24 protein-coding genes and 1 pseudogene are annotated in these 21,391 nt (G+C 66.4%); 11 read left to right on the forward strand and 14 right to left on the reverse strand.

Going from position 1 to position 21,391, the window contains the following annotated elements:
- Nucleotides 1-287 precede the first annotated feature (287 nt).
- Nucleotides 288-1,316: a class I SAM-dependent methyltransferase gene (locus tag F1C10_RS03200; protein ID WP_185208746.1), complete on the reverse strand. Its 1,029-nt coding sequence runs from the start codon at nucleotides 1,314-1,316 to the stop codon at nucleotides 288-290.
- 372 nt (nucleotides 1,317-1,688) lie between these two features.
- Here F1C10_RS03200 and F1C10_RS03205 point away from each other — a divergent pair, with 372 nt between their 5' ends.
- Nucleotides 1,689-2,948 carry a hypothetical protein gene (locus F1C10_RS03205; RefSeq protein WP_185208748.1) on the forward strand — a complete coding sequence of 420 codons (1,260 nt, stop codon included), beginning with the start codon at nucleotides 1,689-1,691 and terminating at the stop codon, nucleotides 2,946-2,948.
- Nucleotides 2,949-2,977: 29 nt separating this feature from the next.
- On the opposite strand, the gene F1C10_RS03210 is transcribed toward F1C10_RS03205, so the two are convergent.
- The 4 genes from F1C10_RS03210 to secB form a co-directional block, all read right to left on the reverse strand.
- Nucleotides 2,978-3,730 carry a metallophosphoesterase family protein gene (locus F1C10_RS03210; protein WP_185208750.1) on the reverse strand — a complete coding sequence of 251 codons (753 nt, stop codon included), beginning with the start codon at nucleotides 3,728-3,730 and terminating at the stop codon, nucleotides 2,978-2,980.
- Between the two features lie 91 nt (nucleotides 3,731-3,821).
- Complete coding sequence (gene trpS, locus F1C10_RS03215) at nucleotides 3,822-4,829, reverse strand: tryptophan--tRNA ligase (protein ID WP_185208752.1); 1,008 nt, start codon at nucleotides 4,827-4,829, stop codon at nucleotides 3,822-3,824.
- 8 nt (nucleotides 4,830-4,837) lie between these two features.
- On the reverse strand, nucleotides 4,838-6,397 hold the full coding sequence (murJ, locus tag F1C10_RS03220; protein ID WP_185208754.1) for a murein biosynthesis integral membrane protein MurJ: 1,560 nt from the start codon (nucleotides 6,395-6,397) through the stop codon (nucleotides 4,838-4,840).
- Between the two features lie 113 nt (nucleotides 6,398-6,510).
- A complete protein-coding gene (secB, locus tag F1C10_RS03225; protein WP_085809547.1) occupies nucleotides 6,511-7,023 on the reverse strand; it encodes a protein-export chaperone SecB in 513 nt (170 codons plus the stop codon).
- A 151-nt stretch (nucleotides 7,024-7,174) separates the two neighbouring features.
- Between secB and F1C10_RS03230 the strand changes: the two genes are divergently transcribed.
- The 3 genes from F1C10_RS03230 to F1C10_RS03240 are packed head-to-tail and all read left to right on the forward strand — an operon-like array spanning nucleotide 7,175 to nucleotide 9,595.
- Complete coding sequence (locus F1C10_RS03230) at nucleotides 7,175-7,819, forward strand: Tim44/TimA family putative adaptor protein (RefSeq protein WP_185208755.1); 645 nt, start codon at nucleotides 7,175-7,177, stop codon at nucleotides 7,817-7,819.
- Between the two features lie 2 nt (nucleotides 7,820-7,821).
- The gene (locus F1C10_RS03235) at nucleotides 7,822-9,066 is read left to right on the forward strand and encodes a murein transglycosylase A (RefSeq protein WP_374939377.1); all 1,245 of its coding nucleotides are present in this window, start codon (nucleotides 7,822-7,824) and stop codon (nucleotides 9,064-9,066) included.
- 25 nt (nucleotides 9,067-9,091) lie between these two features.
- On the forward strand, nucleotides 9,092-9,595 hold the full coding sequence (locus F1C10_RS03240) for a Smr/MutS family protein (protein WP_185210041.1): 504 nt from the start codon (nucleotides 9,092-9,094) through the stop codon (nucleotides 9,593-9,595).
- Between the two features lie 8 nt (nucleotides 9,596-9,603).
- Here the strand turns inward: F1C10_RS03240 and dapE are convergent, their stop codons facing one another.
- The 8 genes from dapE to F1C10_RS03280 form a co-directional block, all read right to left on the reverse strand.
- Nucleotides 9,604-10,779: a succinyl-diaminopimelate desuccinylase gene (dapE, locus tag F1C10_RS03245; RefSeq protein ID WP_185208759.1), complete on the reverse strand. Its 1,176-nt coding sequence runs from the start codon at nucleotides 10,777-10,779 to the stop codon at nucleotides 9,604-9,606.
- Entirely contained in the window at nucleotides 10,728-11,405 is a 678-nt protein-coding gene (locus F1C10_RS03250) for a glutathione S-transferase family protein (protein WP_185208761.1), read from the reverse strand. Before F1C10_RS03250 ends, dapE begins: the two co-directional genes overlap by 52 nt.
- 156 nt (nucleotides 11,406-11,561) lie before the next feature.
- Nucleotides 11,562-12,176 (reverse strand): ribosome biogenesis GTP-binding protein YihA/YsxC, encoded by a 615-nt coding sequence (yihA, locus tag F1C10_RS03255; RefSeq protein ID WP_185210042.1) that lies wholly within the window; start codon nucleotides 12,174-12,176, stop codon nucleotides 11,562-11,564.
- Between the two features lie 77 nt (nucleotides 12,177-12,253).
- A complete protein-coding gene (yidC, locus tag F1C10_RS03260) occupies nucleotides 12,254-13,957 on the reverse strand; it encodes a membrane protein insertase YidC (RefSeq protein WP_185208763.1) in 1,704 nt (567 codons plus the stop codon).
- A 15-nt stretch (nucleotides 13,958-13,972) separates the two neighbouring features.
- A complete protein-coding gene (gene yidD, locus F1C10_RS03265; protein ID WP_076742951.1) occupies nucleotides 13,973-14,185 on the reverse strand; it encodes a membrane protein insertion efficiency factor YidD in 213 nt (70 codons plus the stop codon).
- Nucleotides 14,182-14,517, reverse strand: a complete 336-nt coding sequence (gene rnpA / locus F1C10_RS03270; protein WP_185208765.1) for a ribonuclease P protein component — start codon at nucleotides 14,515-14,517, stop codon at nucleotides 14,182-14,184. Before rnpA ends, yidD begins: the two co-directional genes overlap by 4 nt.
- Nucleotides 14,518-14,537: 20 nt before the next feature.
- On the reverse strand, nucleotides 14,538-14,672 hold the full coding sequence (rpmH, locus tag F1C10_RS03275; RefSeq protein WP_085809552.1) for a 50S ribosomal protein L34: 135 nt from the start codon (nucleotides 14,670-14,672) through the stop codon (nucleotides 14,538-14,540).
- Nucleotides 14,673-14,771: 99 nt separating this feature from the next.
- Nucleotides 14,772-15,059: a hypothetical protein gene (locus F1C10_RS03280; protein ID WP_258043036.1), complete on the reverse strand. Its 288-nt coding sequence runs from the start codon at nucleotides 15,057-15,059 to the stop codon at nucleotides 14,772-14,774.
- Between the two features lie 124 nt (nucleotides 15,060-15,183).
- Here F1C10_RS03280 and F1C10_RS03285 point away from each other — a divergent pair.
- Nucleotides 15,184-15,837: pseudogene (locus tag F1C10_RS03285) on the forward strand (magnesium chelatase domain-containing protein); the annotation flags it as partial.
- Nucleotides 15,838-16,556: 719 nt separating this feature from the next.
- On the opposite strand, the gene F1C10_RS03290 reads toward F1C10_RS03285, so the two are convergent.
- Complete coding sequence (locus tag F1C10_RS03290) at nucleotides 16,557-17,486, reverse strand: MBL fold metallo-hydrolase (RefSeq protein WP_258043137.1); 930 nt, start codon at nucleotides 17,484-17,486, stop codon at nucleotides 16,557-16,559.
- Between the two features lie 409 nt (nucleotides 17,487-17,895).
- Between F1C10_RS03290 and F1C10_RS03295 the strand changes: the two genes are divergently transcribed.
- Genes F1C10_RS03295 through F1C10_RS03320 form a run of 6 tightly spaced genes read left to right on the forward strand, consistent with a single transcriptional unit; the run spans nucleotide 17,896 to nucleotide 21,352 of the window.
- Nucleotides 17,896-18,225: an SH3-like domain-containing protein gene (locus F1C10_RS03295; RefSeq protein ID WP_185208767.1), complete on the forward strand. Its 330-nt coding sequence runs from the start codon at nucleotides 17,896-17,898 to the stop codon at nucleotides 18,223-18,225.
- Nucleotides 18,225-18,881: a nitrile hydratase subunit alpha gene (gene nthA, locus F1C10_RS03300; RefSeq protein WP_219729781.1), complete on the forward strand. Its 657-nt coding sequence runs from the start codon at nucleotides 18,225-18,227 to the stop codon at nucleotides 18,879-18,881. Before F1C10_RS03295 ends, nthA begins: the two co-directional genes overlap by 1 nt.
- On the forward strand, nucleotides 18,881-19,216 hold the full coding sequence (locus F1C10_RS03305; protein ID WP_185208771.1) for an SH3-like domain-containing protein: 336 nt from the start codon (nucleotides 18,881-18,883) through the stop codon (nucleotides 19,214-19,216). Before nthA ends, F1C10_RS03305 begins: the two co-directional genes overlap by 1 nt.
- Nucleotides 19,216-19,923, forward strand: a complete 708-nt coding sequence (locus F1C10_RS03310; RefSeq protein WP_185208773.1) for an aquaporin — start codon at nucleotides 19,216-19,218, stop codon at nucleotides 19,921-19,923. Before F1C10_RS03305 ends, F1C10_RS03310 begins: the two co-directional genes overlap by 1 nt.
- Nucleotides 19,920-20,312: a DUF302 domain-containing protein gene (locus F1C10_RS03315; protein WP_185208775.1), complete on the forward strand. Its 393-nt coding sequence runs from the start codon at nucleotides 19,920-19,922 to the stop codon at nucleotides 20,310-20,312. The genes F1C10_RS03310 and F1C10_RS03315 overlap by 4 nt, the downstream gene beginning before the upstream one ends.
- Nucleotides 20,309-21,352 (forward strand): HoxN/HupN/NixA family nickel/cobalt transporter, encoded by a 1,044-nt coding sequence (locus F1C10_RS03320; protein WP_258043037.1) that lies wholly within the window; start codon nucleotides 20,309-20,311, stop codon nucleotides 21,350-21,352. The genes F1C10_RS03315 and F1C10_RS03320 overlap by 4 nt, the downstream gene beginning before the upstream one ends.
- The last annotated feature ends 39 nt before the right edge of the window (nucleotides 21,353-21,391 follow it).

A 21,391-nucleotide genomic window follows, 5' to 3' on the forward strand; every position in this document is an offset into this window, starting at 1 on the left:
GCGACATGCTCTTTGTCGGCGGCGAGAACGTCCGTTCGACGTCATCAGAATGGGCTATTTTACAGCTGTAGCATAGGCGCGTGTTTGAAGGCGGGATAATGGCGCCGCGCAGCCGGCGAAATTATTGAACGAGTGGCGAAGGTGTCTGTCCAGCATATGGCGCTAAGGTGATATTCCAATCGCCGACGACATCCCGAACAACGTTCGCTGTGCGTCGTTCCAAATGTAAGATGGTCGGAAGGAACAGTAGCATGGTGTTGCGCAGCACCTTGCGTTCGGCTGCTCGTTTACACGCCTGACGGGGCAGTAAGCGTCGATCGCAACGTCGCATCACGCGCCAACCGCCGCGTCGTTGCGAATAGGGCGGGCTGTTCGTCGTAGTAGGCGATCAGTTCATCGACATCGATCGGTTGCAGCGCCTTTCGGCCGAACATGAACATGCCGACCGATGCATCGAGCGCGCGGCGATCCGCACAGAAGCGATCGAGGAAACGCAGGGCGACGAAGGGAAAGGCCGCGATCTGACCCAGCTTGGTGCTGCGCAGTAGCGACTGCAGCAGATAGCGGATCGCGAGCGCGGCCATCGTGCCCGGTCCGGTCGACTGACCCGACGCGCTGACGGTGAAGTCGCGGAACAGCCAGCGCAAACCGCTCGGCGACCAGCGATGGAAATCATACGCCTTCTCGCACAGCGGGAACATGAACGTCGTATCGGTAAACATAAACCCGCCCGGCTTCAGGATCCGCGACGCCTCTGCCACAACGCGGCGAGGATCGATGGTAAATTCGAGCATGCCCTGCAGCCAGACGCCGTCGACGCTGGCGTCTTTTACGGGAACGTTATGGGCGTCGGCAACGAAGGTAACGATAGGGGAGGCATAGATGTCGAACGCAACAATCCTGACGTCCGGGTCCTCGTAAAGCGGCTTCGAACCGTATCCTTCCTCCCCGGCGCCGAACATGACGATCGTCTTGGGTCCAGGGGCGGGATCGCGCTTGACCCCGTCGAGCATCATTCGCGCGAACATACCGACGTAGGGGTTCGTGCCGTCGACGACGTGTCGGAAGACGGTCCGCCACGAACCGCGCTTGACGACGCTGCTCGCGCCGCTCGCCAATGTCGCCTCGCGATCGAGAACGCTGCGATCGAAGTCGACCAGGACGTCCTTACCGGCGAGTCGCGGAAGAACCGGTTGCGCATCGCCGGCGCATTTCTTGCTGCAGGACAGCCGGTCTGCGGGAGTGCGCGCCAGATCCGCCCCGCAACGTGGGCATGCAAGCAGATCAGCGATATCGTCGATATGTTCTACCAGCATTGATCCGGTCCGCTGATCAGGCAAGCAGTCACCAATTGCCCCTTTTGCGCGGATCGCTGCGCTTCTCGGATGGTTGGCGCTATTGGCCGTTGTGCGGATCGGCCGCTGTTCCGCGAAATACCCCTCATCCTATGTTGGAGCCGCCGTTGATCACGGCGCCACTATACGTTTCCAGTCGGGAGGGCAGCAGTCTTTTCCGAGGCGCGATCATCGCGTGGGATGTAACGGAGTGCGTCGGGATGGTAAAACCTGAAGAAGACAAATAACGGGGTTCGTCGATCGAGGGGCGGTGTCTCTGATCTGCGACCGACGGGCAGGTCGACGGTCGTTCCTGTGCGAAGAAGAGCCGACACGATGTCCAGGGGTGCCGGCATGTATTATCTGTCGAAAATCAGACGATATGCGCTGGCTGGGATCGGCCCGGTAGCGTTGGCCGGTACCCATTTCGCTTTGTCGTTCGTCATGCTGCGACTGCATACGCCCGCGGCGTTCGGCACCTTCACGTTCCTGTTCGTCGCGGCGCAGTTCACCGTTGCGCTATCCAGCGCGCTGTTCGGTGCCCCGCTTCAGTCATTCGCGTCAGCGCGGCAGGCAGATGGGGGAGGGCGGGTAGAAGCCGTTTTCGCGGTAGCAACTGCGCTTGCGTTGCTTATCGGCGCCGGCTTTCTGACGCTTGGACTTTCGATGCAACTGCCGGTCGAAATGGCGGTATGTTATGGGGGCTACACCACGGTGATGATCGTGCGCTGGCTTGGCCGGGCATGGTGTTTCGCGGACGGACGCCCGGAACGGGCGGTCGCCTCGGACCTCGTCTACGCTTTAGTGACCTTGAGCTGTCTTGCTGCCGGGACCGGTAGCAGTCTGATGTCCATGGACAGCGCGAGCTATGCCGCGCTTTTTACTGGTGCGTTGGCAAGCCTGCTGCCGTTCGGTCGCGGGCATGTCGCTTTGGCCGTGCGCTGGCCGACACGCGATCTGAGAGCGACGTACCGAGATATATGGCGCAGGCATGCGCGCTGGTCGCTGCTGAGCGTGACGGCGACCGAGCTAGCCGCAAACGCCCACGTCTATCTTGTCACGATTGTTGCTGGCGCGAGCGCGGTCGCGCCGCTCGCAGCGGCGGCGCTGCTGCTGCGGCCGATGAACGTTCTTCAGAACGCGCTGACCGAATATGAACGGCCGCAAATGGCGGCTTTGCTGGCAGACGACGCTGTCGATGACTTGCGACGATCGCGCCGGTTCTTTCTCGTCGTGCTGCTACTGGCTTGGTGCGGTACCGGCGCGGCGGCGGCTGCGATCCTCGTCTTTGCGCCGCAGATCGTCTTCTCCGCGCAGTACGATCTTTCCATGATTCGCTGGGCAGCGGTCGGATGGTTTGTCATCGCGCTGCTGATCGTATTGCAGATGCCCTCAAGCGTGATGCTTCAAGGCGCCGGCCGCTTTCGCGCTTTGGCCCGGGCAACCCTGATCTCGTCCGCCACCAACGTCACCGGCGTTGCGATCGTGCTGGCGATCGCGGCGCCGATCTGGACGATTGCGGTGATGGTTATTGGCTGGGGCGTCGAACTGGCGCTCGTGCATCGCGCGGCGCAGCGCCTGCTGGCCGGCTATGCGCATCCCGGCTCTGCGTGAGCGATCATAGCCGAAGTGCCGCTTCGCCGTCAGCGAGCCGTGCCCGAAGTCGCCAACACCTCGACCTTATCGGCCTCAAGGTACACGGCGCTCAGAACGCCCGTCGCGTAGGCTCCGGTATCGACGCCGATCCGGTTTCCGGGCATTTCGACGGTAGCCGAGATGGTGTGCCCATGGACGATCACGGCGCCGTGATCGCGCGGGTCGGCGAGGAACTCTTCGCGGATCCACAACAGGTCGCGCCGCTGCTGGCGGCGCAGCGCAACGCCCGGTCTAATGCCGGCATGACAGAGGAAATAGTCGCCGGACGTCGCCGTTAGCGGCCACGCGCGTATCCAATCGAGCCGGTCGGGTGTCACCGCCGCGCGCAACCGCTCAACGTAGTCACCCACATCATCGCCATCGAACGAGGGAAGCCCGAAACTTGCTGCCGCCTCCGCGCCGCCACTCCGCAGCCAGTTCGAGAAGCTCATCGGGTCACGCTCGCAGGCGCGGATCAGCATTTCCTCGTGATTGCCAAGCAGTGTCATCACGCCCGGCACCTCGTGCCTCTTGCGATCGAGCCAGTCGAGCGCGCCGCGCGTATCGGGACCACGATCGACGATGTCACCCAGAAAGACGAAGCGCGTCGTTTGGGCGGGCGGGCGGGTGGCGTTGTGCGCCATGATCCGAGCCCACAGGTCTTCGAGCAGATCGACGCAGCCGTGCACGTCGCCGATCGCGTAGATCCGCTCGCCGCGGGCCGTGACGGGAGCGCGGTTCCGCCGGCCGAAATTGCGCAATGCCCTGAGGATAGGTCGTGCTCACCATCATTGCGCGGCGTGGCGCCGCGCGACCCTGCGGTGCCACAAACGTCGGACGCGAACAATCGTGTTAGGCGAGCAGCCCCATCGTGCGCTGCGCGGCAGCGAGTGTCGGTGCGGCGAGGTCGCGTGCTTTGGCGGCGCCGTTCGCAAGGATCGCGTCGATCGCGCTTCGATCCGCCAGCAGCCGAACCATTTCGTCGCGGATCGGCGCAAGCGTGGCGACGGCGAGATCGGCGAGCGCGGGCTTGAACTGGCCGAACCCCTTGCCGGCAAATTCGGCCACCACATCGTCGGGCGTACGATCGGCGAGCGCGGCAAAGACGATGACGAGATTGCGCGCCTCGGCCCGGCCCTCCAGCGCCGCCCAGCTATCGGGCAGCGGATCGGGATCGGTCTTCGCCTTGCGGAACTTGTCCGCAATCGTCTCGTCGCTGTCGATCAGCTTGACGACCGACTGTTCGGACGGGTTCGACTTCGACATCTTGGCCGACGCGTCACGCAGGCTCATGATCCGCGGCGCGGCGGCGCTGATCAGCGGATCAGGCTGGGTGAAAAGATCCGTCTCGTAATCGAGGTTGAACTTGGCCGCGATGTCGCGCGCCAGTTCGAGGTGCTGCTTCTGGTCCTCGCCCACCGGCACGTGCGTCGCATTGTACAGCAGGACGTCGGCCGCCATCAGCACGGGATAATCGTAGAGTCCGACGCTGGCGCCCTCGCGGTTCTTGCCCGCCTTGTCCTTGAACTGCGTCATACGGTTGAGCCAGCCGACGCGTGCAACGTTGTTGAGCAGCCAGGCGAGCTCGCTGTGCGCGGGAACGCGCGTCTGGTTGAACAGGATCGAGCGTTCGGGATCGATGCCCGCCGCGACCAACGTCGCGGTCATCTCGATCGTGTTGGCGGAGAGCTCTGCCGGCGCGATCCACTCCGTGAGACCGTGTAGGTCTGCGAGGAAGTACATCGTCTCGCCGCCGGCCGCCTGAATCTCGTCCTGCATCGCGACCCACTGCTTCACCGCGCCGAGATAATTGCCGAGGTGGAGATTACCGGTCGGCTTGATGCCGGAAACGACGCGCATGCGGGATCCTATCGACGAACGAGGCTTCGCACGTCGGCGGGCCGGAACGCGCCGAACAGGAAGGTGGCGGCGACGTAGACCAGCGCGCCGGTGGTGACCAGCACCAGCATCGATCCCCAGCGCTCGAGCGCCGTGCCGAGGGTGTAGGGGCGGAACAGATCGACGGCGAACCACATCACTGCGCCCATCAGCAGCGCGGCGAGCGCGAGCCGGCCGACGCGGCGCTTCAGCTGCGCGTCCGCGACGAAATGCCCGCGCGCGGTGAGCGTGCGCCACAGCAGCGCGACGTTGACGGTGGAGGCGAGCGCAGTGGCGAGTGGCGGACCGACATGGCCGAGCGGCACGATCAGCGCGAGGTTGAGGACGAGATTGACGACCATCGAAACAGTGGCGAATTTGACGGGGGTGCGCGTGTCAGAGCGCGCATAGAAGCCGGGCGTCAGCACCTTGACGAGGATGTACGACGGCAGGCCGATCGAGAAGGCGGCGAGCGACTGGGCGGTAGCCGCCGTGTCATCGGCGGTGAAGGCGCCGTGCTGGAACAGCGCCGCAACGATCGGCGTGCCGCAGACGATCAGCGCAACGGTGGCGGGCAGGGTGAGGAACAACGCGAGCTCAAGCCCGCGGTTCTGCGTCGTCATCGCCGCCGCCTCCTCGCCGCGGCCGAGCTGGGCCGAGATCGTCGGCAGGAGGACGGTGCCGAGGCCGATGCCGATCAGCCCGAGGGGCAACTGGTTCAGCCGATCGGCATAGTAGATATAGCTGACCGAACCGGCGGAGAGCAGGCTGGCGGCGAGTGCGGTGGATACGACCAGGTTGATTTGAACCGCGCCGGCACCTGCCGCGGCGGGCCAGATCAGCGACAGCAGCTTCTTTACGTCCGGCGTGAGCGTTGGGCGCTTGAGTCGCAGCGCGACGCCGGCGCGACGGCAGGCCCAAATCAGCCACAGCAGTTGCAGCACGCCAGAGACTGTGACGGCGATCGCCTGATTTCGCGCGGTGAACAGCGGCTCGTGATCGTGGAATAGCAGCAAGGCGGCGATCAACGTCGCGTTGAGCAGGATCGGCGCAGCGGCGGCGACCCAGAAGCGATGCAGCGAATTGAGCATCCCGCCGAGCAGCGACACGAGGCTGATGAGCATGAGATAGGGAAAGGTGATGCGCGACAGCTCGACCGCGAAGGCGAACTGCGTCGGGCTTGCCGCGTTGAAGCCGCCCGACAGCAGCCAGGTGACGGGCCAGGCGGCGAGTTCCATCAGAAGCGTGAAGACGAACAGGACCGGAAGCAGCACCGACAGCGCGTCGCTGGCGAAGGCCACGCCGTCGGGAATGCCGCGCCCGTCCTTATCCGCCACCTTGCGGTTGAACATCGGGATGAACGCGGCGGAGAAGGCGCCTTCCGCGAACAACGCGCGGAACATGTTGGGGAGGCGGAAAGCGATCAGGAACGCATCCGATGCGAAGCCGGCGCCGACGTAGCGCGCGAACAGCGAGTCGCGCACCAACCCGAGGATGCGGCTGGCGAGCGTGAGACCGCCGACGGAGCCGAGCGCGCGTGTGAGGTTCATCGCTGTATCGGCTTTCCGGTGGCGGTCACGCGCTCAACGAAGCCAGCTTTTGCCCGCGTGTGGCGAGGCGGCATGACTTCGACGAACGCGCGACGAACGGACCGGGGCTGCTCTTACGCGTTGCCGAAATTGCCGGCGGCGAGCTGCGCGTCACGCTGCTCGGCCTGCTGCATGTACAGCGCGTTGAAGTCGATCGGCTCGAGCAGCAGCGGCGGGAAGCCGCCGTCGCGGATCGTATCGGCGACGACGCGGCGCGCGAATGGGAAGAGGAGGCGCGGCCCTTCGCCGAGCAGGAACGGCTGAAGCGCGTCCAGCGGTACGTTGCGTACGCCAAACAGCCCGGCATAGGCGAGCTCGACGAGGAAGGTGACGCGGCCCTGCGTTTCGGCACGGACCTCGATCTTCAGCACCACTTCGTGCGCGTCGTCGGCGATCTGGTTCGCCGCGATGTCGAACTGGACGTTGATCTCCGGGCCCTGCTGGTTCTGGAACACGGCGGGCGCGTTCGGATTCTCGAACGACAGATCCTTCACATATTGCGAGATCAGCCCGACGGCCGGCGCGTTATCTTCGCCGTTCGGCTGCGGCGTCGTGTCGAAACCGGTGCCGGTGTTCTGCTCGTCCATCGTGCGTCTTTCCCTGAGATGATGGTGGGCGCATGCGGAGCGCCGGACCGGCGCGCGCCTAGCAGGCGGCATGAACGGTTTCAACGGCGGCACCCATTTGAAACATGGGGCGTTGCGGACTATGTTGAAAGCTTAGCGTATCGGAGGCCTGGTGTTCTACATTATCGTGCTCGCCATGGTTGCCGCGTTCCTGGCGCTTCGGCTCTATTCGGTGCTCGGGAAGCGGACGGGACATGAGCAGCCCCTGCCCAAGCCTGCCGAGGAGCGGGTGGCGCCGCAGCCACTGCCCCGCGCGGTGGAAAAGGCGGCCGAACCGCGTGAGCCGATAGCGAAGCCGTTCGAAGGCAACGCCGAACCGGGCATCCGCGCGATCGTCGGGGCCGAGCAGGGTTTCGACGTCGCGCGGTTTCTCGACGGCGCGCAGGCGGCCTATCGCATGATCCTGGAGGCGTTCTGGCGCGGCGATCGTGCGACGCTCGACGATCTCGTCTCGCCGGACGTCGCCCGCGCTTTCGGTGACGCGATCGCGGCGCGCGAGGCGGCCGGCCACACGCTCGACAATCGTCTGGTGTCGATCGAGAAGGCGGTCATCACCGGCGCCTCGCTCAACGGCAAGGAGGCGCGCATCACGGTGCGGTTCGACGCCGATATCGCGGCGGTAACGCGCAACGCCGACGGCGAAGTCGTGGCGGGGTCGACCAGCGACGCCGTCGAGACGCACGACGTGTGGACGTTCGCGCGAACGCTGCGCAGCGTCGATCCCAATTGGAAGCTTTCGGACACCGACGAAGCGTGAGCCTGCGTTCGGGGGTAGTGGCGCTCGCCGGCGCGCTCGCGCTGTCGGCGTGCGTCGGAGGCGTGGAGCCGCCGCGAACGTCGGCAGCGCCGGCACTGCCGGCACTGCCGTCGAGGCTGCCGGTGCGCCAGCCCAGTGCCGCGACGCCGATCCCGCCGGTTTTGGTGGCCGCAAACGGCAGCGCGACGACGGCGATGACGGCGGGGCTAGTCGCGGGCCCGCCGGTAGCGAGCCTGCCGATCGCGGGCGACACGGCGGCGCGTGCACTGGCGGCGTTTCGGATCAGCTGCCCCTCGGTTGTGCGGCGTGCCGACCCGACGGGACTGACGCGCGGCGCTGACTGGCGTGCCGCATGCGACGCGGCAGCTGACGGTGCGGGCGATCCTCGCGACTTCTTCGCGCGGCATTTCGAAGCGGTGCAGGTGGGTGACGGAAAAGCATTCGCCACCGGCTATTTCATCCCGGAGATCGCGGGATCGCGCGAGTATCGCGACGGGTACGCGCCGATCTACGCGCGGCCGAGCGATCTCGTCGATGTCGACCTCGGACTGTTCTCGACCGACCTGAAGGGCAAGAAGATCCGCGGGCGCGTCGAGGGGACGAACTTCGTGCCCTATTACGATCGCACCGCGATCGAGCGCGACGCGCTGCGCGGGAAGGCGCGAATCCTGGGGTATGCCGCCGATCCGGTCGAGCTGTTCTTCCTTCAGGTGCAGGGCTCCGGCCTCGTCCGCCTGCCCGACGGTGAGGTGCTGCGGATCGGCTACGACAGCCAGAACGGGCGCGACTACACTGGGATCGGCAAGCTGATGCGCGACCGCGGATTGCTTCAGCCGGGGCAGGCCAGCATGCAGGGCATCGTCGCCTGGCTGCACGCCAATCCGGAGGAAGGCCGCGCGATCATGCGCGAGAACAAGAGCTACGTCTTCTTCCGGCTGCTCGACGGCCCGCCGCTCGGCGCGATGGGGCTGCCGGTGAGTGGAGGCGCGACGGTTGCCGCCGACACGCGCTTCGTGCCGCTCGGCGCGCCGGTGTTCCTGTCGATGGACCGGACCGACGCGACGGGGCTGTGGGTGGCGCAGGATACCGGCGGTGCGATCAAGGGGACCAACCGCTTCGATACCTTTTGGGGCGCGGGCGACGAGGCGCAGGCGATCGCGGGTGGAATGAGCGCGCGTGGTACCGCTTTCGTCCTGGTGCCGCGCGGTACGCTGGCTCGGCTCGGTGTCGCGCAACCTCGCCCCTGACGAAGCCGCGCTGTGGGCGCGCGTGATGGCGAGCGTCCGCCCGCTGCGCGCGATCCGGCCGGTGGCAGCCGCCAAGATCGCGCCGGCGACGCTGCCGCCGCCGGGCACGCCCAAGGTGCGCGTGTTACCTGTGCGCGCAGTGCCGCCGCCCAAGCCCGAGCCGCGCAAGGTGCCGCAACCCGGCGTTACGCTCGACGGGGGGTGGGACAAGCGGCTCGCGCGCGGGATGATCATCCCTGACGCGACGATCGATCTGCACGGACATACGCTGCACTCGGCGCACGATCTGCTCGATGCGGCGCTTGATCGCGCGATCCGGCGCGGCGACCGCGTCATCCTGCTGGTGACGGGCAAGCCACCGCGGCCAGAGAGCGAGCGGCCGCATGCGCGCGGCGCGATCCGCGCGGCGATCGGCGATTGGCTGGCCGCATCGCGGCACGCCGGTGCGATCGCGGCGGTGCGCGGCGCGCATCCGCGCCACGGCGGTCAGGGCGCGCTGTACATCGTGCTGCGCCGCCCGCGCGGCTGACGCGCGGGTCAGCCGCGCGGATCGAGCACGCGAGCGAGAATGTCGGCGTAGATGTCGGTGAGCAGGTAGAGGTCGGCAACGGCGACCGCCTCGTCGAGCTTGTGCATCGTCGCGTTGACGAGACCGAACTCAACCGTGGGGCATAGCGCGGACAGGAAGCGCGCGTCGGACGTGCCGCCGGTCGTCGACAGTTCGGGCACGATGCCTGTCCGGGCGGTGATCGCATCCGCGACGCTGGCCGAGAGTGCGCCGGGCGCGGTGAGGAACGCCTCCCCCGATACCTTGCCCTCGACACGCGCTTCCGGAGCATGACGCCGCACGACAGCGGTGATGCGGTCGATGAGCGTGGAACCGCGATAACAGTCGTTGAAGCGGATCGAGAGTCGCGCGGACGCCTTGGCAGGAATGACGTTGGTCGCGTGATTGCCGACCGTGAGATCGGTCACCTCGATGTTCGACGGCTGGAACCAGTCATTGCCCTCGTCGAGCACGATGCCGTCGATCTCGGCGAGCGCGGCGACGAGGCGCGGGATCGGGTTGTCGGCGAGATGCGGGTAGGCGACGTGGCCTTGGCGGCCAGGCACGTCGATCCAGATATTGACCGAGCCGCGCCGCCCGATCTTGATCATGTCGCCGAGCCGCATGGTCGAAGTCGGTTCGCCGACCAGGCAGGCGTCGGGATGCAGTCCGCGCGCCGCCATGCGATCGATCAGCGCGCGCGTGCCGTAGGTGGCGGGGCCTTCCTCGTCACCGGTGATGATGAGGCTGGTCGTTCCCGCCGTCCCCACCCGCGCGGCGGCGGCGACGAAGGCGGCGATCGCGCCCTTCATGTCGACCGCGCCGCGCCCGTAAAGGAGGTCGCCGCGAACCTCGGGCGCAAAGGCGCCGCTCGTCCAGCCATCGCCCGGTGGTACGACATCGAGGTGGCCGGCGAAGGCGAAGTGCGGCCCGCCGCTGCCGCGCACCGCGAGCATATTCTCGACTGGGCCATCGGGCGCGGTCCCCGCGACAAAGCGATCGACGGTGAAACCTAGCGGTACCAGCACCGCCTCGAGTACGTCGAACACGCTACCGCGCGCTGGCGTAACGCTCTCGCAGCCGAGCAGCGCGGTGGCGAGCGCGAGCGGATCGGTCACGGCGTCGAGCGGGCGGGGGCGGGCTGTTCGAACTGCTCGATCACCCATTCCTCCTCCTGCGCAGCCGCGATCCAGTCCTGCATGAAGGGGTGCGTCAGCACCGCCTCGATGTACGGCCCGGCGAAGCGCGCGACGGGAAGCGAGTAAGTAATGATCCGCGTGCAGACGGGCGCGAACATGATGTCCGCCGCGCCGAAAGCGCCGAACAGGAAATCGCCGTCGCCGCCGAAGCGCGCGCGGGATTGCGCCCACAGCTCCATCATCCGTGAGAGATCGCGCAGCACTGCTTCGGATGGCGGCACCGGAGGATAGATTTGTCGGATGTTCATGCTGTGCTCGCGCCGGAGCGCGGCGAAGCTCGAATGCATTTCCGCTGCCATCGATCGTGCCATCGCGCGCGCCGCCTCGTCCGCCGGCCAGAAACGATCGCGCCCGACCTTGTCGGCGAGGTACTCGATGATCGCGAGACTGTCCCACACCACGGCGTCGCCGTCCCACAGGATCGGCACCTTGCCCGACGAGGGGGCGAACTCGTCACCCTCACGCCGCTTGTCCCATTCCTGATCGTAGAGCGGCACGACCACCTCTTCGAACGGCAACCCCGCCTGCCGGCAGGCGAGCCAGCCGCGCAGCGACCAGGAGGAATAGGCCTTGTTGCCGATGATCAATTTCATGAGGCGGCAGGTAGAGCGGGGAAACCAGCGGTGCAACCGTCGGGCGGCGTCGCGTCAGCGCTCGAGAAACAGGTCGTAGCGCTTGCCTGTGTCGTCAGCTGCGGGCCAAACCCGACGCTCAGCTGGCGGCTGGCGTCACGTCGAACTCGTGTGACGTCAGCCAATCGCCTCGATCACCGCGGCGCGCAGCTCGGCGACGCCCATCCCCTTTTCCGACGAGGTCGCAATGATCTCGGGATGCGCGGCGGGGCGCTTGCGCGCCTCGGCAATCGTCCGCTCGGTCACCTCGGCAAGCTCGCTCGCCTTGATCTTGTCCGCCTTGGTCAGCACCATGCGGTAGCTGACGGCGGCCTTGTCGAGCATTTCCAGGATCTCGCGGTCGACATCCTTGATGCCGTGGCGCGCGTCGATCAGCACCAGCGCGCGCTTGAGCGCCTGGCGCCCGCGCAGGAAGTCGTTGACGAGAAAGCGCCACTTCTTGACGACGTCCTTAGGCGCCTTCGCAAAACCGTAGCCTGGCATGTCGACGAGGCGGAAGGCCAGCGGATCGCCGACGTCGAAGAAGTTGAGCTCCTGCGTTCGCCCCGGCGTAACCGAGGTGCGGGCGAGCGCCTTGCGCCCGGTGAGCGCGTTGAGCAGCGACGATTTGCCGACGTTCGACCGGCCGGCGAAGGCGACTTCGGGGACGCTGGCGTCAGGCAGGAACTGCAGCGAGGGCGCGGACTTGAGGAAGCTGATCGGGCCGGCGAACAGCTTGCGCGCCGCCTCGATCTCCGCCTCGTCGCGAACCGTATCCGCTACGCCGGCGTCAGCGCCCTCAGCGGCGTCGAAGGAGGAAGCCTCGTCGCTCACTTGGCGGCCGCCTCCTTCAACGCGGGGTGGCGGGCGTAGAGCAGCCGCTGCTGCAGGATCGTCAGCACGTTGGAGGTGATCCAGTAGACTTGCAGGCCCACCGCGAACGGCGCCATGACGAACATCAGCACCCACGGCATCAGCGCGAAGACCTGCTTCTGCGTATCGTCCATCGGCTGCGGGTTGAGCTTGAACTGGAAGTACATGCTAATGCCGAGCAGGATCGGCACGACGCCGATCGCCAGGAAGTGCGGCGGGGTGAAGGCGAGCAGGCCGAACAGGTTGACGGGCGTCAGCGGATCGGGGGCCGACAGATCCTTGATCCAGCCGACGAACGGCTGATGCCGCATCTCGATGGTCAGCATCAGCACTTTGTAGAGCGCGTAGAAGATCGGGATCTGCAGCAGCGTGGGCGCGCAGCCGGCGAGCGGATTGACCTTTTCCGTCTTGTAGAGCGCCATGATCTCCTGCTGCTGGCGCGGCTTGTCGTCCTTGTAGCGTTCCTGGATCGCCTTCATCTTGGGCTGCACGGCGCGCATCTTTGCCATCGAGGCAAACTGGCGCTGCGCGACCGGGAACATCAGCAGGCGGATGGTAAGCGTCAAAAGGATGATCGCAATGCCGAAATTGCCCAGCATCACGAACAGCCAGTCGAGATAATAGAAGATCGGCTTCTCGACGATGCGGAACCAGCCCCAGTCGATCGCGTAATCGAGCCGGTTGACGCCTTCCTTGTCGGTGTAGCGATCGAGCAGGCGGACTTCCTTCGCGCCGGCGAAGAAGCGCGTCGTCTGACTGAGCTGGCGGCCCGGCGGCAGCAGCTGCGCGGCGGCGGTATAGTCGGCCTGGTAGGCCTTGTTCGCGCCGGCGCGGAACTGACCGTCGAAGCTGCGCGCCTGATCGGGGATCAGCGCGGTGAGCCAGTATTTGTCAACGAAGCCGAGCCAGCCTGCGCTGGTGGTGAAGCGCTGCGCCCCTTCGTCGACATCTTTAAAGTCGACGTCGTAATCGGCCTTGTTGTTGTGCACCGCCATCGGGCCGGTGTGGATCGTCCAGCTGTCAGGATCCTTCGACACGCCGGCACGGTTGACGAGACCGTAGGCGGCGACCGGAACCGCGCCCGTGCCGCCGTTCGCCACCGTCTGCTTGATGCTGAACATATATCCATCGTCGACCGACAGCTCGATCGCGAAGCGCTGCCCAGTTGCGTTGGCCGCGGTCAGCGTGACGGGGCGGCCGGGGGCGAGCAACTGCGACGAGGCGGTCCACGTCGTATCAGCGGCGGGCGGCGCGAGGCCTTCGTTGCGCCAGCCAAAGGCGGCGAAATAGGCGTCCGCGGCGCCGGCCGGCGAGAGCAGTCGCACGGGCGCTGCGTTCTTGGCGATCGTTTCCTTGTAGTTCTTGAGCACGAGATCGTCGATCCGCGCGCCCTTCAGATTGATCGATCCCTGCATCGTCGGCGTGTCGATCCGCACGCGCGGCGCTTCGGCCAGAACGGCCGCACGATCGCGCACCGCGGCGGGGCTGTCCGCCGTCGGATCGGCGGCGGGATTGGGCACGACCTTGGTCTTGCCGCCCTCGATCTTCGTCACCGGCGGGTTGGCGGTCGGGAAGAACTTGTTCTGCACGATCGGCCAGCCGAACAGGATCAGCGCCGCGAGCACCGCGAACAGCACGAAATTCTGATTGTCTTTGTTCACGTGCGCCAACTTCCCTTACGGCACCGGATCATAGCCGTGCCCGCCCCACGGGCCGCAGCGCGCGATCCGTTTCGCCGCCAGCCAGCTGCCCCGCGCGGCTCCATAGCGGCGAAGCGCCTCGATTGCATAGGCGGAACAGCTTGGCTGATAGCGGCATGTGGGCGGCAGGATCAGCGATGGTCCAAGCTGCCAGCCGCGCGCGACGAGGATCAGCAGCCGCGCGATCATCGCGGTGCCGCGTCGCTTCGTGCCACCTTGCGCAGCGCCTTGCCGAGTTCGGTGCGCAGGCTGGCAAAATCGCGCTCGATTCCGCCGTTGCGCCCGATCAGCACGTGATCCGCACCCACGATGCCGTCCGCCGGCAGCAGTTCACGTGCCAGCGCGCGAAGCCGCCGCTTCATGCGGTTGCGGACGACCGAATTGCCGATTTTCTTGGTGACGGTGTAGCCGATCCGCATAGCGGGATCGCCATCGTCGCGAGGCCGCACCAGCAGCACGAAGCCGGGCATCGGTGCGCGTCGCCCGGCGTTCGCCGCCAGGAAATCCCGGCGGCGCGTCAACGTCCGGATTTCTGTCCGAATTAGGCCGACAGCTTCTTGCGACCGCGCGCGCGACGCGCCCGGATCACCAGCCGGCCGCCGACCGTCGCCATCCGTGCGCGGAAGCCGTGACGGCGAGCCCGCACCAGGTTGCTCGGCTGAAAGGTCCGCTTCATCGTTCATTCCCGAATCTGAAAAAACAGGGCCGCCCCGCAGGACGGCCCGAATGGTGCGCCGCATAGGCGAGGGGGCATGCGAAGTCAACGCAAGGGGGCTCATCGCGCGCCGAGCACGCGGCGACGCGCCCGGCGACGAAGCGCACTGCGCCGCCGCATCGCGCGGTGGACGAGATCCGCGACGCGCGGCCAGCGCCGCATCAGGCGCGTCCAGCGAACCTGCGCACGGCGCGAGTTGCGCAGGATCAGGATCATGCCGCCGGCGAACAGGAAGATGCCGCCCGGGCCGGGCAACGGGCCGAGTAGCGCCGCGCCGATCAGCAATAGTCCGCCGAGCGCGAGTTGCGCGACACGGGCGACGGGATGGCGCTGCGACATCTGCGGCATGTGGCTCCGGTGTGTTGGCTATGCAAGACGGCTGCAATAAGCGTTTGTGCGGGCTGGGCTTTGCAGCGCTGGCAAAGCAGCTATGAACGCAGGCGTAACGATGGCGTGAACGGGCGGGGGATGGATGGCGGCGATCGTTGCGACGGTGGCGTATCTCGGGCTGGAAGCGCGCGCCGTCGAGGTGCAGGTACAGCTGATCGCCGGGCTGCCCGCGTTCAATCTCGTCGGGCTCGCCGACAAGGCGGTGGGCGAGAGCCGCGAGCGCGTGCGCGGTGCGATCGCGGCGATGGGACTGGCACTGCCGCCGAAGCGGATCGCGGTGAACCTGTCGCCTGCGGACCTGCCCAAGGAAGGATCGCACTTCGATCTCCCCATCGCGCTAGGGCTGCTCGCCGCGATGGGGGTCGTCGATGCCGAGGCGCTGGCGGACTACGTCATCGTCGGTGAGCTGACGCTCGATGGGCGGCTGGCGCCGTCTCCCGGCGTGCTGCTCGCAGCGCTGCACGCGGCGGAGATCGGCAAGGGGCTGATCTGTCCGGCCGCGCAGGGCGCGGAGGCGGCGTGGAGCGGCTCGATCGAAGTGCTCGCCGCGCCCGATCTGCTCGCGCTCATCAATCACCTGAAGGGGCATGGCCAACTGGCCGCGCCGACGGAGGGCGCGGTACAGGCGGCGGGGCAGGGGCCGGACCTGCGGCAGGTACGTGGGCAGGAGACCGCCAAGCGCGCGCTCGAAATCGCGGCGGCGGGCGGGCATAACCTCCTGAAGTTGCTGGCGCCTCTTAGATATATCTTGAAAGGTTTAGGCCTGGAGCTTTGGCCAGCGGCATACGCAGCGACGCCAGTGTGAGGCGCTTGGCCACAACATCATGTCGAGGAGGCTGCCATTCATTCAGGAGGGGAAGGGGGCCGGTCACAGATGGATTGGTGGAAAGCGGCCTGTCTGCCTTCGAGCGACCCACCGCGGTAAGCTGCCGTTCGTTCAAACGAAGGAGCAGGGGGGCTTCGGATGCCCGACGTTGGTGGAAGGCCGCCCGTCCGATTTCGGCCCGCAATCGCAAGAACGCGGACGCTCGTTCAGGCCACATGGCGGGGCGCTCGAACGCTTGCCGTGGGGTAGGAAGCGGGACGACTGCTTTCGGCTAGCTTGCTGGCTTCGTGGTTCTTCGTTCAGCTGAGGCTTTCCAGCATCTCACGTCCTGAAATCAGCGATCTATAAACACCTGCGGGCTGTCGTCATCGCTCATCGTGCGGGCGGGATTCGGTCCAGATGTCTTCTTTGTCCAGACCGGAGACTCGCCCCTAGGATCATCGGGGGAGGAAGCCGCATTCATTGCTTTTGCCTGTGGCGCGATTGGAGATCAGGTCCAGTGGACGGTAAATTCGCCATCGCCTTGTCCAGAGAAGATGCCCGCCTCGCTGGTGCCAAGCAGCAATTGAAGGTCCGCCAGGGGCTCTCCGCCGCGCCGGTCGAGCGCGGCGGGCTTCGTTGCTGTCGGGTCAGACTCCGCGAAAGACCAGCGTGGTAAAGAGGGCCGGACTGATGATCGCCTTTCCCCATTTGTCATCGAAGTCGGCAGTCGGCCTGGCCGCGATCGTCTCCTCGAGCGTCTTGCCCTGCTTTTTGAGCGCAGCGACGTTGGCGCGGATTGCTACCAGCATGTTGCGATACTCGACCAGGCCCTTGCGCCCGCCCACAGGACCATGTCCGGGAACCACGATGGTACCGGAGCCTGCCATCGCGACGTTCGCCTCCGCGGCGCGGATCATGCCGTCGATGCTTCCGCCGGCGACATAGTCGATGAACGGGTATAGCCCGTTCCACCAGGTGTCGCCGGTCAGCAGCACGTCGGCCTTGGTGAAGTAGGCCGACAGATCGCCGTCGGTGTGCGACGGGACGTAGGGTCGCAGCCGTATCGTCTCACCGCCGAACTGCATCGACTTCTCGCCTCGTACGAGCTGCGCGATACGAGCATCCTGCGACACGGGTGTGAAGGTATGTCCCCACTCCTCGACTCGAATGGTCTGGTCGAGGTGCCTAGCGGTGTTCGCGTGCGCGATCAGCACCGCGCCCGCGCGATGCGTCCACTCGTTCCCGTCGGCATGGTCCCAGTGCCAGTGCGTGTTCACCGCATATCTGATCGGCGCCGGCGAGATGCCGCGCAGCGCCACCTCGATCTTGTCCTTCGATAGCGAGATGCCGTCGTCCACGAGGAACATGCCTTCGGCGCCTGCAAATGCTGCCATGTTGCCGCCAGAACCCTGAAGCAGCGACACGTTCCCGCGAAGCGGCTGGACCGTGACGGGCGAAGCCTCTGCGGCCGCATTGATGGTGGCGTAAGGGGTCTGCTGCGCCATAGCCGCGGTTCCCAGGCCCGAGCTTCCGATGACCGCGCCTAGTAGGCCGGCCTGCATTAGTCGTATGATCATCCCGTGCACCTTTCCTTGTGATCGTCCACGATCAGCGCAGGCGCGACGCAAGGCGCAGAGCAGCACGGAGCCGAGCTGCCTGCGTCGACGTGCAGGTGCCGTGGAGAGTTAGCCGATAGGGACAGAGCCCTGTCGAGCGCCGTCCTGCGAGCTTCTCGCACCTTCGGAAACTCGGATACATTCATACGACGGTATCGGATCTCACCGCACTTGGACGGCAGGCAACCGTGCCTGCATCGGTTGAAGCCATGCTGCGAAAAACGGTCGGAGCCGGCTCCTCGAAGGTTCGCTCCCGCCTGGAGCGGCTCCGACACGTACCCTGGTATTGGGTGATGCCTGACACGGTAGAATGGCGGGTCACGGCCCGCTTCGGCAGCTTTCTGCGCAGCCAACAACAGGGAGCGAACCAATGACCGCTTCAATACTGCAGCAGGTCCTGCCGGCCCTGAACGAGATGCCGGCCTTCGGCGTGGGGGAGCGCGTCCGCGTCGCGATGCGCGCGCCGATCGGTCACTACCGCGTCCCGATCTACCTGCGCGGCAGCGTGGGCACGGTCGAGCGCGTGATCGAGCCGGCGCTCGTCGACAACGAGGAGGAGGGATACGGACGGAACGCCGGCAGCAAGCGGCACTACTATCGCGTGTCCATCCCGATGCCCTCGCTCTGGGAGGGGTACAAAGGCTCTCCGCGGGACGAGCTCCACATCGAGATATACGAAACCTGGCTGGAGCGCGTATGATGGCTGGCGAACCGCACACCCACGACCACGACCACGACCACGATGATCATGCGCCGATCACCGCCGACGCGAAGCCGGGCTACTACGAGGTGATGGAGACCGCGGTGCGGGAACTTCTGATCGGGAAGGGGTTCATCACCGCGAACGACATCCGGCACCAGATCGAGGTGCTCGACAGCCGCACCCCTGCGCTGGGCGCCGCCGTCGTGGCTCATGCATGGACCGACCCGGCCTTCAAGGAGCGCCTGCTCGCGGACGGCCGAAAGGGCTGCGAGGAGCTGGGCATCACCTTCTACGACGATACGCAGCTGATCGTGCTTGAGAACACGGCCGAAGTGCACAACCTGATCGTGTGCACCCTGTGCTCCTGCTATCCGCGGCCCGTCCTTGGCCTTCCGCCGGACTGGTACAAGCTGAAGCCGTACCGCGCGCGAGCGGTGATCGAACCCCGCAAGGTGCTCGCCGAGTTCGGCACCGTCATTCCGGACGACGTCGAGATCCGCGTGAGCGACTCCACAGCGGTCGTCCGCTACCTGGTCCTGCCGCGCCGCCCCGAGGGCACCGACGGCTGGTCAGAGGAGCGGCTCGCCGCTCTGGTCACCCGCGACGCGATGATCGGCGTCATCCCCGTCACCCTGGACAAGGAGGCCGCGTGATGGCGACCGAGGACTTCGTCAGCCGACTGCCGAACGACATCGGCGGATTCGAGGCAGGATCCGTGATGCGGGTCGAGCACGTGCTCGAGCCGTGGGAGAAGCGCTGCCACGCGCTCGCCGACGTGCTCGACTTCAGGAAACTCATCAACACCGAGGAAAAGCGCAAGGGCGTCGAGGCGCTCGGCGAGGTGCTGATCGGCAAGTTGCCCTATTACGAGCGCTGGATCGTGGCCTTCGCGAACATCAGCTTCACCAAGGGCTTCTTCACGCCGACCGAGCTGGCCGAGAAAATGGCCGAAGTCGACGGGCGCTTCTCGGAGCAGGACGCGGCCTGATGCGCCCCGCCCAAGTCACCTGCTTCCACGAGGCCGATCCCGCGCTGTCCCTCTGGAGGCGGGCAGGGGTCGAAGCGCTCGGCACCCTGTTGCTGGTGCTGGTCGCGAGCGGCGGCGGCGTTGCGGCTAGTCGCCTGTTCACCGCCATGCCGGGTCTCGTGCTGCCGATAGTGGCGCTGGTGCTGGCAGGCGCTCTGGTCTCGCTGATCATCGCGCTCGGCGCCGTTTCCGGCGGCCACTTCAATCCGCTGATCACGGTCCTGCAGTGGCTCGCCCGAGAACGCGGCGGCATCTGCACGGTGGCCTATGTGGCGGCCCAGCTGGGCGGCGGCGTCCTTGGCGGCTGGCTTGCAGCTCGGGTGTGGCGCGTTACGGCATCCGACAGCGGCGGGCTTGGCTGGAACGGCGCCGTCAGCGAGATCGTCGCCAGCGCCGGACTAATGCTGGTGGTGTTCGGCTGCGCACGCAGCGGCCGCGCGAGCACTGGCCCCTTCGCCGTCGGCGCCTGGCTGATCGCCGACGTGATCGCCACGCCTACCACATCCTACGCCAACCCGGCCGTGGTGCTCGGGGCGCTGGTCACCGCGGGGCCTCTGTCCCTCGGCCATGAGTCGGCCGCTCCATACCTTCTCGGCGAGGGGGCCGGTGCGCTGATCGCCCTGGCGGCCGTGACCCTGCTTCTGCCCCGAACGGGAACTGCGGCATGAGCATCCCCGGCCTGATTACGCGTGCTGCCGCTGGCAGGTATGCCGAAGTCCTCGCGCGCCTTGAAAACGCGTTCGTGGCTCGCGGTGTGGTACCGATTGCCCGCATCGATCATGCCTCGGCGGCGGCGCAGGTCGGCTTACCGCTGGCTCCGCTCATGCTATTCGTGTTCGGCAATCCGCACGCGGGCACCGGGCTCATGCAGGCTCGTCCGACGCTGGGTATCGATCTGCCCCTGAAGCTGATCGTCTGGGAGGACGCCGACGGCGTCCACGTCGGCTACAACGATCCCGCATGGCTGATCCAGCGGCATGACGGGGATAACGGCGCGCCGATCCTCAACACGATGCGAGACCTGCTCGAGGCGCTCGCGCGGGAGGCTGCGTCGTGATCGCGCATCTCATGGCCCTTCTGCCGGCCGACTCGGGCTTCCGGCGCAATCTCGCCTTCGTCTACGCGGCGTTGGCCGTCCTGAACCTCGGTGGCTGGACATGGGCACTTCTGCTCTTCCACGACCGCCCTGCGATGCTCGGGGTGGCCGTCCTGGTCTATGGGCTTGGCCTGCGCCATGCCGTCGACGCCGATCACATCGCGGCGATCGACAACGTGACGCGCAAGCTGATGCAGGAGCGCCAGCAGCCGGTCGCGGTCGGCTTCTGGTTCGCGATCGGCCACTCGGCGGTCGTCATCCTGGTCACCTCCGTCGTGATCGCCGCAGCAAGCAATCTGGAGGCGTTCGAAACCTTCAGGGAGACGGGCGGAACGCTCAGCACCTGCATCTCGGGCATCTTCCTCCTGCTGGTCGCTGCGATGAACCTGATGATCCTGGTCACGATCCTTCGGACGATCGGGCGCATGCGAGCGGGCGAGCGGATCGACGACGGTACACTCGACCTCATGTTCGCCGGACGCGGTCCGCTGTCACGCCTGTTCCGGCCGCTCTTCGGGCTGATCGGCCGCTCCTGGCACATGGCGCCGCTCGGCTTCCTGTTCGGTCTTGGGTTCGACACCGCGACGGAAGTGACGCTGTTCGGCCTGTCCGCAACGCAGGCGGGGCAGGGCGTGCCGATCGAGGCGGCACTGGTCTTTCCCGTGCTCTTCGCCGCCGGAATGTCGCTGCTCGACACGACCGACGGCGTGATGATGGTCGGCGCCTACCGGTGGGCGTTCGTCCACCCGTTGCGCAAGCTCTACTACAACCTGACGATCACACTGATGTCGATCGCGGTCGCGCTGTTCATCGGCGGCGTCCAGATCGCCGCGCTCGCGGTCCGCAGGCTCGGTCTGGAAGGTCCGATCGCCCGTGGGGCCGTCGCGCTGAACGAGAACTTCAATGCGCTCGGCTTCGCGATCATCGGCGTATTCGCTGCGGCCTGGGTCATGTCGTTCCTGATCTGCCGGGCCATCGAGCGCAGGCCGCTGGTCGCCTGATGCCAATGGAGACTACAAGCATGCAGATCCCGTTCGCCT

This window comes from Sphingomonas sp. NBWT7 (genome assembly GCF_014217605.1).
In the GTDB taxonomy this organism is placed as follows: domain Bacteria; phylum Pseudomonadota; class Alphaproteobacteria; order Sphingomonadales; family Sphingomonadaceae; genus Sphingomonas.